This is a genomic window from Pseudomonas sp. MPR-R2A5, from assembly GCF_058793055.1.
In genome coordinates this window covers 51,089-64,573 of sequence record NZ_JBXAFK010000048.1, presented here as the reverse complement: position 1 = coordinate 64,573, position 13,485 = coordinate 51,089, and the positions used below count along the sequence as shown (strand labels likewise).

The window sequence follows — 13,485 nt, the reverse complement described above, 5'->3', positions numbered from 1 at the left end:
ACTGAGCCCTGTAGCGTACAGGACCCGGTCCGCTGTAGCCTAACCAACAGCTGTCCAGCTTTTGGGGCGCACTTCACACTGCTATCGGGGGCAAGCCCCCTCCCACATTTTTACATCTTCAGTGTGGCTTAGAGCTCACCCAAGCCATCAATCAGCGCCTGGTTCTGTTCCGGCGTACCGATGCTGATCCGCAGGAACTGGGCAATCCTCTCCTGCTTAAAGTGCCGCACGATAACCCCTTGCTCACGCAGCTTGGCCGCCAGGCCCGCTGCGTCGTGCTGAGGGTGGCGGGCGAAGATGAAATTCGCAGTCGATGGCAATACTTCAAAGCCTTTGCCTTCCAATTGCGCGACTAGCTTGTTACGGCTGTCGATCACCAACTGGCAAGTCTTCTCGAAATACTCACGGTCCTCGAACGCCGCCGCCGCGCCAACGATCGCCAGGCGATCGAGCGGGTAGGAGTTGAAGCTGTTCTTGACCCGCTCCAGTGCCTCGATCAGGTCCGGGTGCCCCACCGCCAGGCCCACGCGCAAACCGGCCAGTGAGCGCGATTTGGACAGGGTCTGCGTCACCAGCAGATTCGGGTAACGGTCGACCAGGCTGATCGCCGTTTCGCCACCAAAGTCGATATAGGCTTCATCAACCACCACCACCGAATCCGGGCTGGCCTTGAGGATCTGCTCCACCGCCTCCAGCGCCAGCACACAGCCAGTCGGCGCGTTCGGGTTGGGGAAGATGATCCCGCCGTTGGGCTTGGCGTAGTCCGCAACGCGAATCTGGAACTGCTCATCCAGCGGCACCGGGTCGGACTTGATGCCATAGAGGCCGCAGTACACCGGATAGAAGCTGTAGCTGATATCCGGGAACAGCAGCGGCAAGTCGTGCTGGAACAGGCCGTGGAAGATGTGCGCAAGGACTTCATCGGAACCGTTGCCGAGGAACACTTTGCCGGCGTCGACCCCGTAGTACTTGGCCACGGCCTGCTTGAGCAGGTCGCTGTTGGGGTCCGGGTACAGGCGCAGGTTGTCGTTCAACTCGGCCTGCATGGCCGCCAGCGCCTTGGGCGATGGGCCATAGGGGTTTTCATTGGTGTTGAGCTTGACCAGCTTGGTCAGCTTCGGCTGCTCACCGGGTACGTAAGGCACGAGGTCCTTGACGAAGGGGCTCCAGAATTTGCTCATCTCAATTACCTTTCTTGTCGTCAAGGATGCGGTATTCAGCGCTGCGGGCGTGGGCGCTCAGGGATTCACCACGGGCCAGCACCGAAGCGGTCTTGCCCAACTCGGAAGCACCTTGTGGCGAGCAGAAGATGATCGACGAACGCTTCTGGAAGTCATACACCCCCAGCGGCGACGAGAAGCGCGCGGTGCCGGAGGTCGGCAATACGTGGTTGGGACCCGCGCAGTAGTCACCCAGGGCTTCGCTGGTGTGGCGGCCCATGAAGATCGCACCCGCATGGCGAATCGACGGCAGCCAGGCTTGTGGGTCGGCCACGGACAGCTCCAGGTGTTCCGGTGCGATACGGTTGGCCACTTCGATGGCCTGCTCCATGTCACGCACCAGGATCAGCGCACCACGGCCATTGATCGACTTCTCGATAATGTCGGCGCGGTCCATGGTCGGCAGCAGCTTATTGATGCTGGCCGCAACCTTGTCGAGGAACTCGGCATCGGGACTGACCAGGATCGCCTGGGCATCTTCGTCGTGCTCAGCCTGGGAGAACAGGTCCATGGCGATCCAGTCCGGGTCAGTCTGGCCGTCACACACCACGAGGATTTCCGAAGGCCCGGCGATCATGTCGATACCGACCTGGCCAAACACATGGCGCTTGGCGGTGGCGACGTAGATGTTGCCGGGGCCGACCACTTTGTCGACCTTCGGTACGCTTTCGGTGCCATAGGCCAGGGCCGCGACAGCCTGGGCGCCGCCGATGGTGAACACGCGGTCGACGCCGGCGATGCAAGCCGCTGCCAGTACCAGCTCGTTGATTTCACCACGCGGGGTCGGCACCACCATGACCACTTCGGTCACGCCCGCCACCTTGGCCGGGATCGCGTTCATCAGCACCGACGACGGGTACGAGGCTTTACCGCCTGGCACGTACAAACCGGCGCGGTCCAGTGGCGTGACCTTCTGGCCCAGCACGGTGCCATCGGCTTCGGTGTAGCTCCAGGAGTCCTGCTTCTGTTTTTCGTGGTAGCTGCGCACTCGGGTCGCAGCGACTTCGAGGGCTTCGCGCTGCGGCGCGGTGATGCGCGTCAGGGCCAGCTCCAGGCGTTCGCGAGGCAGGATCAGGTCAGCCATGGACTTGACGTCCAGGCCATCGAACTGGCGGGTGAAATCCACCAGCGCTGCATCACCGCGCTCGCGCACGGCCTTGATGATGTCGAGCACCCGCTGGTTGACCGAGTCGTCGGACACGCTTTCCCAGCTCAGCAGATGATCCAGATGATGGGCGAAATCCGGGTCGGCAGCGTTGAGTCGGGCAATTGCAGTGGACGTGGTCATAGCGAGGGCCTCAATAGAATTGGCAAAAACTCAGGCGCCCTAAACTACCGTTCGCTCCGCTTGGGCACCTGAGAATTCTGGCTATGAGGCGGATAGACGGGCGCAGCTTTTAAGCTACGCGGGTGAGTCAACCGCGGTGTCGAGACTCCACTGCCTTGCGCAGGGTGTCGATCAACGCCTGGATACGGGCGTGCTGCATTTTCATGGAAGCCTTGTTGACGATCAGCCGGGAGCTGATGTCGGCAATGAAATCCTGGGGCTCCAGGCCATTGGCACGCAAGGTGTTGCCGGTGTCGACTACGTCGATGATCTTGTCGGCCAGGCCAATCAGCGGTGCCAGCTCCATCGAGCCGTAGAGCTTGATGATGTCGACCTGACGGCCTTGTTCGGCGTAGTAGCGCTTGGCGACGTTGACGAACTTGGTGGCCACGCGCAGGCGACCTTTAGGCTCGACATCACCGACACGGCCGGCGGTCATCAGCTTGCACAGGGCAATGCGCAGGTCCAGCGGCTCGTAAAGGCCCTGGCCGCCGTATTCCATCAGCACGTCCTTACCGGCGACACCGAGGTCGGCCGCGCCATGCTCAACGTACGTCGGCACGTCGGTAGCCCGTACGATCAAAAGGCGAACGTCATCCTGGGTCGTAGGGATGATCAGCTTGCGGCTCTTGTCCGGATTCTCGGTCGGCACGATGCCCGCTTCAGCCAGAAGCGGCAAGGTGTCGTCAAGGATGCGGCCCTTGGACAGTGCGATGGTCAACATGGGAAATGTCAGTCCTTCATCAGGCTATTGCTGTCCGGTCGCAAACGGCGCCAGACACAGATCGAGGCCATGACAGCCTCGACTTGAAATCGTATTCAGCAGGGACAAACTCAGTTAACCGCAAAACATCTTACTGTGGCGAGCGGGCTCGCCACAGTGGATGTTTTCGCAGCTACTGGGACTAGCCCGGTACGCGGCGGATTTTCGCGCCGAGCATCTGCAGTTTTTCTTCGATGCATTCGTAACCACGGTCGATGTGGTAGATGCGGTCGATCAGGGTGTCTCCTTCGGCGATCAGCGCCGAGATCACCAGGCTGGCCGAAGCGCGCAGGTCGGTGGCCATGACTGGCGCGCCCTTGAGCTTCTCGGTGCCGGTAACGATGGCCGTGTTGCCTTCGACCTGGATCTTCGCGCCCATGCGGTGCAGTTCGTACACGTGCATGAAGCGGTTTTCGAAGATGGTCTCGATCACTGCACCCGTGCCTTCGGCAATCGCGTTCAAGGAGATGAACTGCGCCTGCATGTCGGTTGGGAACGCCGGGTACGGAGCAGTACGCACGTTGACGGCTTTTGGCCGCTTGCCGTGCATGTTCAGCTCGATCCAGTCTTCACCGGTGGTGATTTCGGCACCGGCTTCGCGGAGTTTCTCCAGGACCGCTTCCAGGATGGTCGGATCGGTGTCCTTGACCTTGACGCGACCACCGGTGACGGCAGCAGCAACCAGGTAGGTACCGGTCTCGATGCGGTCCGGCATCACTTTGTAGGTGGCAGGGTGCAGGCGCTTCACACCGTCGATGGTGATGGTGTCGGTGCCGGCGCCGGTGATGTTGGCCCCCATGGCGATCAGGAAGTTGGCCAGGTCGACCACTTCAGGCTCGCGAGCGGCGTTTTGCAGCACACTGCGACCATTGGCCAGGGCAGCGGCCATCATGATGTTCTCGGTACCGGTCACACTGACGGTATCAAAGAAGAAGTTGGCGCCACGCAGGCCGCCTTCCGGCGCCTTGGCCTTGATGTAGCCACCCTCGACGTCGATGGTTGCGCCCATGGCTTCAAGGCCACGGATGTGCAGGTCCACCGGACGCGAGCCAATGGCGCAACCGCCAGGCAATGCGACTTCGGCTTCGCCGAAACGGGCAACCATCGGGCCCAGCACCAGGATCGACGCACGCATGGTTTTCACCAGTTCGTACGGGGCGATCAGGGTCTTGATGGTGCGCGGGTCGATTTCGACGGACAGCTTCTCGTCGATTACCGGCTCAATACCCATGCGACCAAACAGCTCGATCATGGTGGTGATGTCGTGCAGGTGCGGCAGGTTGGCTACGGTTACGGGGCCATCGCACAGCAGGGTCGCGGCCAGGATCGGCAAGGCAGAGTTTTTCGCACCGGAAATGCGAATCTCGCCATCAAGGCGGGCACCGCCGGTAATAATCAATTTATCCATAAGAATCTCGACGCCTTGGGGGCTCAGGTGCGCTCGGCCCAGGCCGCGCGGCTGAAAAATTTCATAGTGACCGCGTGGATGCTGCCATCGGTGATCCACGGGTTCAAATGGGCATAGATCTGCTGCTGACGCTTGACCGGGCTGAGTGCCGCCAGTTCATCGCTAATCACGTTCAGCTGGAAGTTGCAGCCTTCGCCTTCAACTTCTACTTTCGTTTCCGGCAGCTTTCCTTCAAGGAAGCTCTTAACTTCTAGGGCCTGCATGCTCAACCTCTATCGGCGCCCAGTGCGCACGGGTCGCACATCATACAAAAAAGCCCCGCGCCTGCGAACCCCGCATAGCAGGACTCTGACGGGGGGCTCCTTTATTAAGGATGCGCCAACAGTTCGGTCAGACCGGAAACTTCGGCAATTTCACGCATGTCGTCGGGCAGCGCACGGATACTGACCGTTTTTTTCGCCGCCTCGGCATCACGTATAAAGCACAGCAGCAGCGATAAACCGACGCTGCTGGACTTGGTTACCGCCGAGCAGTCCAGCACCAGCGCAGGCGCGGTGCTCGCGTTGATCAGCGCCTGGCCCTGCTTGCGCAGGTCAGGCCCGGAGCGATAATCCAGCACGCCGCTGAGGAACAGCTCGCCGGCTTCGCCGATACGAACAGCCGACTCGGTCATTGCGCGGGTTTCCCGGCTGCTTTATCGGTTTCTTCCTTGGCCTTGGCCACTTCACCGGCCCAACCATTGATGGTCTTGTCCAGGTCGTTGCCATTGCGCTGCATCGCGTCAGCGAACTGGTCGCGGAACAGCTTGCCAATGTTGATACCGTTGATGATCACGTTGCGCAGTTTCCACTCACCGTTAACCTTCTCCAGCGTGTACTGCACAGGGTAGATCGCACCGTTGCTGCCTTTGACGGTCATGCCAACGCTGGTGCGGTCACCCGACTCATCCTTGGCCGGATCGACAGTGATCCCCTGGTTGTTGTACTCCAGCAGGGCGTTGCCATAGAACTGGAACAGACCCTTCTTGAAGTTTTCCTGGAACGTCTGCATCTGCGCAGGCGTGGCCTTGCGCGAGTACTTGACCGTCATGATGCTGCGCGAAATGCCTTCGGCATCGACGACAGGGCCGACAATGGTATTGAGCGCGTCGTAGAACTTACTCGGGTCTTGCTTGTACTGCTCTTTATTGGCAGTCAGGTCAGCCAGCATTTTGCTGGTGGTGTCCTGCACCAGTTCGTGCGCAGAACCTGCCGCGTTAGCCATCAGCGGCAGCGCCGCAAGCAGTACCAGCAGGCCACGTCGCAAGGTAGAGATCATGAACAGGTTCCTCATTTGGCGTCTTTATTGACCGTATTGAGCAGGAATTTACCGATCAGGTCCTCAAGTACCAGCGACGACTGCGTGTCGTGGATGGTCGAGCCATCCTTGAGCAGGGCTGTTTCCCCGCCCACGCTGATACCGATGTACTTCTCGCCCAGCAGACCCGCAGTGAGGATAGATGCAGTGGAGTCAGTCGGCAGATTATCGACCTTCTTGTCCAGTTGCATGGTCACTCGCCCGGTGAAGCTGTCGCGGTCCAGATCGATTGCCGTGACCTTGCCGATAGTCACACCGGCCATGGTCACCTTAGCTCTGACAGTCAAACCGGCGATATTGTCGAAGTACGCGTAAAGTTTATAAGTATCGGCGGTAGGGCTGGCCGAAAGGCCACTGACTCGCAGGGCGAGCAACAGTAAAGCCAGGATGCCAGCCAGCAAGAAAAGGCCGACACCGATTTCCACAGTGCGGTTTTGCATCAGAAATCTCCAAACATCAAGGCGGTCAAAATGAAGTCAAGGCCCAGTACCGCCAGCGAGGCGTACACAACGGTCTTGGTGGTGGCACGACTGATCCCTTCTGAAGTGGGCTCACAGTCATAGCCTTGGAATACGGCGATCCAGGTCACGACAAAGGCGAAGACGATGCTCTTTATGATGCCGTTGAGCACGTCGCCGCTGAAGGTCACGCTGTTTTGCATATTGGCCCAGTAGGAGCCTTCGTAGACCCCCAGCCAATCCACCGCCACCCACGAACCGCCCCAGATACCCACCACACTGAAAATCATCGCCAGCAGCGGCAGGGAAATGAAGCCGGCCCACAGGCGCGGGGCAACAATGTACTTGAGCGGGTCCACGCCGATCATTTCCAGGCTGGACAACTGCTCGGTGGACTTCATGTTGCCGATTTCAGCGGTCAGCGCGGAACCGGCGCGCCCGGCGAACAGCAAGGCAGTCACCACCGGCCCCAGCTCGCGCAGCAGCGTCAGGGCGACCATCTGCCCGACCGCCTGCTCCGAGCCGTAGCTGGATAGGATGTTGAAGCCCTGCAACGCAAGCACCATGCCGATAAAGACCCCGGAGACCACGATGATCACCAGGGACATCACGCCGACGGAGTGCAGTTGCTTGATCAGCAAGCCAAAGCCGCCGCCGATGCCACCGCGGCCCAGCAAGGCATGGAACAGGAAAATGGTCGAACGCCCCAGCACTTCGATGATGTCGATGCCGGAGCGGCCGAAAAGGCGAACCCTTTCGATAAGTGATGTCTTGCGCATCAGCGCTTCCCCAGAAGATCTGCGCGGTAATCCGCTGCCGGAAAATGAAAAGGCACCGGGCCATCAGGATCGCCGGTCATGAATTGGCGGATACGCGGGTTGTCAGCGTTCATCAGCTCTTCAGGCGTGCCCTGCCCCAGCACCTGACCATCGCCGACGACATACAGGTAATCGGCAATGCTCGCGGTTTCTGCAAGGTCGTGGGACACCACGATACTGGTGATCCCCAGCGCATCGTTGAGCAGGCGGATCAGGCGTACCAGCACGCCCATGGCGATCGGGTCCTGGCCAACGAAGGGCTCGTCGTACATGAGGATCTGCGGGTCAAGGGCGATGGCGCGCGCCAGGGCGACACGACGTTTCATGCCACCGGACAACTCGTCAGGCATCAGGTCGATGGCACCGCGAAGGCCCACGGCCTGCAGTTTCAGCAACACGATGTCACGAATCATTTCATCAGACAGCTGGGTATGCACTCGCAGCGGAAACGCCACGTTCTCGAAAACATCCAGGTCAGTGAACAGCGCACCACTCTGGAACAGCACACCCATGTGCTTGCGTGCGTCAAACAGCTCGCTACGCGACAGCGTCGGCAGGTTCTGGCCATTGACCCACACTTCGCCGGCATTGGGGCGCAGTTGCATGCCCATCAGCCGCAACAGGGTGGTCTTGCCGCAACCGGAAGGCCCCATGATGCCCGTGACCTTGCCACGGGGAATGCGAATATCGACGTTATTGAAGATGCTGCGCGTCCCGCGCTTGAAGGTAAGGCCCTTCAGCTCGACCGCGTAGGCGTTATCGGCACTCATCTAAACTCCTTGGGATGCAGCTTCTCACTCAGACACCGTATTGGCGACAAACGTTTGCACGATTGCGCGATATAGATAGACGTATGGGCTGGGTGAACCGAACTGGCGGCGAACTATATCACTGCTGGTACAACGCGCCCAAGGCCGGAAAAGCGCTTGTTCAGATTGGGGACAGGGAAAAAACGTTGCTGGCTATGTTACTGAGAGGGAATCTCATGCCACCCGCAGAATAAAGCCTGACGAACTTGCGTGAGGGAATTGCTCATTACCGTTATAATCGCCGACTTTTCGTCAGGCTATACGATTTCAGACATGAGCCAATCCAGCGATCTTATCCAATCCGCACAACGCACCATTCGCCTCGAGCTTGAAGCCGTAGAAGGCTTACTGGCCCATATCGATGCAGATTTCGTACGCGCCTGCGAGATGATTCTGGCCAGCAAGGGCCGCGTTGTCGTGGTAGGCATGGGCAAGTCCGGCCACGTCGGCAACAAGATCGCCGCGACACTGGCGAGCACCGGAACCACCGCTTTCTTCGTGCATCCGGCCGAAGCCAGCCATGGTGACATGGGCATGATCACCAAGGATGACATCATCCTGGCACTGTCCAATTCCGGCACCACCAACGAAATCGTGACCCTGTTGCCGCTGATCAAGCGCCTGGGCATCAAGATGATCAGCATCACCGGCAACCCGGAATCGACGCTGGCCAAGGCAGCCGAAGTGAACCTGAACGTTCACGTGACCCACGAGGCATGCCCCCTGAACCTGGCCCCCACGTCTTCCACCACCGCCGCCCTGGTCATGGGCGATGCGCTGGCCGTGGCGTTACTGGAAGCCCGTGGCTTTACCGCTGAAGATTTCGCGTTTTCCCACCCAGGGGGTGCCTTGGGCCGTCGCCTGCTGCTGAAAGTGGAAAACGTCATGCACTCCGGCGATGAGCTACCCCATGTCCAACGGGGCACGCTGCTCAAGGATGCGCTGATGGAAATGACCCGCAAAGGCCTGGGCATGACCGTGATCCTCGAAGCCGACGGGCGCCTGGCCGGAGTGTTCACCGACGGCGACTTGCGCCGCACGCTGGACCGCACCATCGACATCCACACCGCCACCATCGACGCGGTGATGACCCCCCATGGCAAGACCGCACGCCCCGAGATGCTTGCAGCCGAAGCGCTGAAGATCATGGAAGACCACAAGATCGGCGCGCTGGTGGTCGTCAATAACGATGACCGCCCGATTGGCGCCCTGAACATGCACGACTTGCTGCGTGCAGGAGTGATGTAAATGACCAGCGACCTATTGCAACGCGGCAAGCACATCAAGCTGGCGATTTTCGACGTTGACGGCGTGCTGACCGATGGCCGCCTGTACTTCCTCGAAGACGGCAGCGAATTCAAGACGTTCAACACCCTCGATGGCCAGGGCATCAAGATGTTGATGGCAGCGGGAGTGCAAACTGCCATTATTAGCGGCCGAAAAACGCCGGTTGTGGAACGCCGCGCACAAAACCTGGGGATTCCTCACCTGTATCAGGGCCGTGAGGATAAACTGGTGGTACTGGACGAGCTTCTTGGCCAACTCCACCTAAGCTATGAGCAGGTCGCCTATCTGGGCGACGACCTGCCCGACTTGCCGGTGATCCGCCGCGTGGGCCTGGGCATGGCCGTCGCCAATGCGGCGGCGTTTGTTCGCGAGCATGCCCACGGCATCACCACGGCCCGTGGCGGCGAAGGCGCCGCCCGTGAGTTCTGCGAGTTGATCCTGCGGGCCCAAGGCCGCCTCGAAGCGGCCCATGCCGCCTACCTATAGAGCGTTTTATGCTGAGTAAAAAGATTCGCAACTTCCTGCTATTCGCAGGCATCGCCGCGCTGTTCCTGGCGGTGGGCTACTGGAATATCAGCCCGGAGCGCTTTCTCGACCAGCCTGTTGCGCAGGTTGATGAAGGGGCTATCGACTATTACGCAACCAATGCCTATAGCGTGCAGTTCCTGCCCGATGGCAAGGTGCAATATGAAATGACGTCGGACAAGGTCGAGCACCTGAAGGCCTCCGAGGTCACCCTGCTGACCAATCCGGACATGAACCTGTACCGCGGCACCGAGTTCCCATGGCACGTCACCAGCAAGCGCGGCGAGGTCAACCCGGACGGTACCCAGGTGGAACTGATCGACTCGGTGCGCGTCGCACGTACTGACGCACAGAACCGCGACACCATTATTACCACCACACGCATGACCGTATTCCCACAGAAGCAATATGCGCAGACCGAGCAAGACGTTAGAATCGACGGCGCTGGCGGTGTATCGACTGGCAAGGGAATGAAAGCGTATTTGAAAGAAAGCAGGATACACCTGCTATCGAACGTAAGAGGACAGTATGAGGCTCGTTAAAACCCTCCCTATTTTGCTCGGTCTGGGCGCAGCACTGGGAAGCGTGAGCGCCTGGGCTCTGCCGAACGATAGCCAGCAACCGATCCACATCTCAGCTGACGATGCGCAACTGGATGACAAGCAAGGCGTCGCCACTTATACAGGCGGCGTGATCATTACCCAGGGCTCGATGAAAATCACCGGTAACACGGTGACACTGACTCGCACCCCCGCTGGCGACATCGACGTCGTGACTTCGGTGGGCAACCTGGCCTACTTCGAACAGAAGCAGGCCGCTACCGATACCGCCCCGATGAAGGGCTACGGCAAGACCATCCAGTATCACGCCCAGCAAAACCGCATCGTCCTGATCGACCAGGCCAAGGTGCTCAGCCCCGATGGCAACTCCACCGAAGGCGAGAAGATCACCTATGACACCGTGAAGCAGGTCGCCAATGCCGGCCGGGCCAACGGCAGCAAGGTCACTGCGCCACGCCCACGTATCGACATGGTTATCCAGCCGAAGAAGAAGGCCGAGTAATGGCAACCCTGAAAGCCCAGCATCTGGCCAAGGCCTATAAAAGCCGTCAGGTCGTGCGCGACGTCAGCCTGTCGATCGACAGCGGCCAGATCGTCGGCCTGCTCGGCCCCAACGGCGCCGGCAAGACCACCTGCTTCTATATGATCGTCGGCCTGGTGCAGGCGGACCAAGGTCGCGTACTGATCGATGACCTGGACGTCAGCCACCAGCCGATGCATGGCCGTGCACGCGCAGGTATTGGGTATCTTCCCCAGGAAGCGTCGATCTTCCGCAAACTCTCGGTGGCCGACAACATCATGGCCATCCTCGAGACCCGCAAGGAACTCGACCGCGACGGCCGCCGTAAAGAGCTGGAAAGCCTGCTGCAGGAATTCCACATCAACCACATTCGCGACAATCTCGGCATGAGCCTGTCCGGTGGTGAGCGTCGTCGCGTTGAAATTGCCCGCGCCCTGGCGACCGCGCCGAAATTCATCCTGCTGGACGAACCGTTTGCCGGCGTGGACCCCATCTCGGTGGGTGACATCAAGCAGATCATCCATCACCTCAAGGCCAAGGGCATCGGTGTACTGATCACCGACCACAACGTCCGTGAGACCCTGGATATCTGCGAAACAGCTTACATCGTCAACGATGGCCAGCTGATTGCCGAAGGTGACTCCGCCACTATCCTGGCCAACGAACTGGTCAAGGAAGTGTACCTGGGCCACGAGTTCCGCCTGTAAGCAGCCTGGCGTCACGGCCGTTGGCCACGGTGCGCGGGAGTCAATAAAAACCTCCGGATTTTTATTGTTACCGCGCTCTAGGCAAAGCCCCCGATATCAGGCATATAATTTGCTTATGTTTGGCGCTCACGCGCCCTGTCGTGGATGGCGCATTGCGCCGGCGAATAAGGTGTTAAGCCCCTGCCATGAAACCATCGCTAGTCCTGAGAATGGGCCAGCAGCTGACGATGACACCGCAGCTGCAACAGGCCATCCGCCTGCTCCAATTGTCGACCCTGGACCTGCAACAGGAAATCCAGGAGGCCCTGGAGTCCAATCCGATGCTCGAACGCCAGGAAGAAGGCGACGACTTCGACAATGCAGACCCGCTGGCCGACAACATCGAGCAAAAACCCAACCCCGATGTGCAGGAACCCTCCTACCAGGAAACCGCCCCGACGGTGGATAACCTCGAGGAAGGCGACTGGAACGAACGCATACCCAACGAGCTGCCCGTGGACACCGCCTGGGAAGACGTCTACCAGACCAGCGCCAGCAGCCTGCCCAGCAACGATGATGACGAGTGGGACTTCACCACCCGCACGTCCGCCGGCGAGAGCCTGCAGAGCCACCTGTTGTGGCAATTGAACCTCGCGCCGATGTCCGACACCGATCGCCTGATCGCCGTGACCCTGATCGACTGCATCAACAACCAAGGTTACCTGGACGAAACGCTCGACGAGATTCTTGAAGCCTTCGATCCGGAACTGGATATCGAACTGGACGAGATCGAAGCCGTCCTGCACCGCATCCAGCAATTCGAGCCCGCCGGCATTGGCGCGCGCACCCTCAGCGAGTGCCTGCTGCTGCAACTGCGTCAACTGCCTGCCAAGACGCCTTGGCTTGCCGAAGCCCAACGCCTGGTCACGGACTACATCGACCTGCTGGGCAGCCGCGACTACAGCCAGTTGATGCGCCGTATGAAGCTCAAGGAAGACGACCTGCGCCAGGTGATCGAGCTGGTACAGAGCCTCAACCCTCGCCCGGGCTCGCAGATCGAGTCCAGCGAAGCCGAATACGTCGTCCCCGACGTGATCGTACGCAAGGACAACGAGCGCTGGCTGGTGGAACTGAACCAGGAGTCGGTACCGCGCCTGCGGGTCAATCCGCAATATGCCGGTTTTGTGCGTCGCGCCGATACCAGCGCCGACAACACCTTCATGCGCAACCAGTTGCAGGAAGCGCGCTGGTTCATCAAGAGCCTGCAAAGCCGCAACGAAACCCTGATGAAAGTCGCCACCCAGATCGTCGAGCACCAGCGTGGCTTCCTGGAATACGGCGACGAAGCGATGAAGCCTCTGGTGCTGCATGATATCGCCGAAGCGGTTGGCATGCATGAGTCAACGATTTCCCGGGTGACCACGCAAAAATTCATGCATACCCCACGGGGCATATATGAGCTGAAATACTTTTTCTCCAGCCATGTCAGCACCTCCGAAGGCGGCGAATGCTCGTCCACGGCGATCCGCGCGATCATCAAAAAACTGGTTGCGGCGGAAAATCAGAAAAAGCCGTTGAGTGACAGCAAGATCGCTGGTTTACTGGAGGCACAAGGCATTCAGGTCGCCCGTCGAACCGTCGCCAAGTACCGCGAGTCCCTTGGGATCGCGCCTTCCAGCGAGCGTAAGCGTTTGATGTGACGGGCGGGCCACAGCGTTCCAGTGGCGGGTATTCCTACCCGCCGCTTT

At 59.7% G+C, this 13,485-nt stretch carries 16 protein-coding genes; 6 read left to right on the top strand and 10 right to left on the bottom strand.

Going from position 1 to position 13,485, the window contains the following annotated elements:
* Nucleotides 1-128 precede the first annotated feature (128 nt).
* The 10 genes from hisC to AC1Q6I_RS27620 all read right to left on the bottom strand — a co-directional run bounded on the left by hisC (nucleotide 129) and on the right by AC1Q6I_RS27620 (nucleotide 8,120).
* The gene (hisC, locus tag AC1Q6I_RS27665; RefSeq protein WP_102625285.1) at nucleotides 129-1,181 is read right to left on the bottom strand and encodes a histidinol-phosphate transaminase; all 1,053 of its coding nucleotides are present in this window, start codon (nucleotides 1,179-1,181) and stop codon (nucleotides 129-131) included.
* Between the two features lies 1 nt (nucleotide 1,182).
* The gene (gene hisD / locus AC1Q6I_RS27660; RefSeq protein ID WP_024073480.1) at nucleotides 1,183-2,508 is read right to left on the bottom strand and encodes a histidinol dehydrogenase; all 1,326 of its coding nucleotides are present in this window, start codon (nucleotides 2,506-2,508) and stop codon (nucleotides 1,183-1,185) included.
* Nucleotides 2,509-2,635: 127 nt separating this feature from the next.
* Nucleotides 2,636-3,271, bottom strand: coding sequence for an ATP phosphoribosyltransferase (gene hisG / locus AC1Q6I_RS27655; protein WP_003188599.1), 636 nt, complete (start codon nucleotides 3,269-3,271; stop codon nucleotides 2,636-2,638).
* A 181-nt stretch (nucleotides 3,272-3,452) separates the two neighbouring features.
* The gene (murA, locus tag AC1Q6I_RS27650) at nucleotides 3,453-4,718 is read right to left on the bottom strand and encodes a UDP-N-acetylglucosamine 1-carboxyvinyltransferase (RefSeq protein ID WP_024073479.1); all 1,266 of its coding nucleotides are present in this window, start codon (nucleotides 4,716-4,718) and stop codon (nucleotides 3,453-3,455) included.
* Nucleotides 4,719-4,741: 23 nt separating this feature from the next.
* Nucleotides 4,742-4,981 (bottom strand): BolA family protein, encoded by a 240-nt coding sequence (locus AC1Q6I_RS27645; protein ID WP_024073478.1) that lies wholly within the window; start codon nucleotides 4,979-4,981, stop codon nucleotides 4,742-4,744.
* A 104-nt stretch (nucleotides 4,982-5,085) separates the two neighbouring features.
* Complete coding sequence (locus AC1Q6I_RS27640; RefSeq protein ID WP_102625286.1) at nucleotides 5,086-5,391, bottom strand: STAS domain-containing protein; 306 nt, start codon at nucleotides 5,389-5,391, stop codon at nucleotides 5,086-5,088.
* The gene (locus AC1Q6I_RS27635; RefSeq protein WP_041161099.1) at nucleotides 5,388-6,035 is read right to left on the bottom strand and encodes an MlaC/ttg2D family ABC transporter substrate-binding protein; all 648 of its coding nucleotides are present in this window, start codon (nucleotides 6,033-6,035) and stop codon (nucleotides 5,388-5,390) included. The genes AC1Q6I_RS27640 and AC1Q6I_RS27635 overlap by 4 nt, the downstream gene beginning before the upstream one ends.
* Before the next feature lie 11 nt (nucleotides 6,036-6,046).
* Nucleotides 6,047-6,514 carry an outer membrane lipid asymmetry maintenance protein MlaD gene (mlaD, locus tag AC1Q6I_RS27630; RefSeq protein WP_017845975.1) on the bottom strand — a complete coding sequence of 156 codons (468 nt, stop codon included), beginning with the start codon at nucleotides 6,512-6,514 and terminating at the stop codon, nucleotides 6,047-6,049.
* Complete coding sequence (mlaE, locus tag AC1Q6I_RS27625; RefSeq protein ID WP_024073475.1) at nucleotides 6,514-7,311, bottom strand: lipid asymmetry maintenance ABC transporter permease subunit MlaE; 798 nt, start codon at nucleotides 7,309-7,311, stop codon at nucleotides 6,514-6,516. Before mlaE ends, mlaD begins: the two co-directional genes overlap by 1 nt.
* Entirely contained in the window at nucleotides 7,311-8,120 is an 810-nt protein-coding gene (locus AC1Q6I_RS27620) for an ATP-binding cassette domain-containing protein (protein ID WP_024073474.1), read from the bottom strand. The genes mlaE and AC1Q6I_RS27620 overlap by 1 nt, the downstream gene beginning before the upstream one ends.
* 312 nt (nucleotides 8,121-8,432) lie before the next feature.
* On the opposite strand from AC1Q6I_RS27620, the gene AC1Q6I_RS27615 reads away from it, so the two are divergent.
* From AC1Q6I_RS27615 to AC1Q6I_RS27590, 6 genes are all read left to right on the top strand, one after another.
* Nucleotides 8,433-9,407, top strand: a complete 975-nt coding sequence (locus tag AC1Q6I_RS27615) for a KpsF/GutQ family sugar-phosphate isomerase (RefSeq protein WP_024073473.1) — start codon at nucleotides 8,433-8,435, stop codon at nucleotides 9,405-9,407.
* The gene (locus AC1Q6I_RS27610) at nucleotides 9,408-9,932 is read left to right on the top strand and encodes a KdsC family phosphatase (protein WP_069075269.1); all 525 of its coding nucleotides are present in this window, start codon (nucleotides 9,408-9,410) and stop codon (nucleotides 9,930-9,932) included. It begins immediately after the preceding gene.
* A gap of 8 nt (nucleotides 9,933-9,940) precedes the next feature.
* Nucleotides 9,941-10,513 (top strand): LPS export ABC transporter periplasmic protein LptC, encoded by a 573-nt coding sequence (gene lptC, locus AC1Q6I_RS27605; protein ID WP_024073471.1) that lies wholly within the window; start codon nucleotides 9,941-9,943, stop codon nucleotides 10,511-10,513.
* Nucleotides 10,500-11,033, top strand: a complete 534-nt coding sequence (lptA, locus tag AC1Q6I_RS27600; RefSeq protein WP_024073470.1) for a lipopolysaccharide transport periplasmic protein LptA — start codon at nucleotides 10,500-10,502, stop codon at nucleotides 11,031-11,033. Before lptC ends, lptA begins: the two co-directional genes overlap by 14 nt.
* The gene (lptB, locus tag AC1Q6I_RS27595) at nucleotides 11,033-11,758 is read left to right on the top strand and encodes an LPS export ABC transporter ATP-binding protein (RefSeq protein ID WP_003171806.1); all 726 of its coding nucleotides are present in this window, start codon (nucleotides 11,033-11,035) and stop codon (nucleotides 11,756-11,758) included. The genes lptA and lptB overlap by 1 nt, the downstream gene beginning before the upstream one ends.
* A 185-nt stretch (nucleotides 11,759-11,943) precedes the next feature.
* A complete protein-coding gene (locus tag AC1Q6I_RS27590) occupies nucleotides 11,944-13,437 on the top strand; it encodes an RNA polymerase factor sigma-54 (RefSeq protein WP_024073469.1) in 1,494 nt (497 codons plus the stop codon).
* The last annotated feature ends 48 nt before the right edge of the window (nucleotides 13,438-13,485 follow it).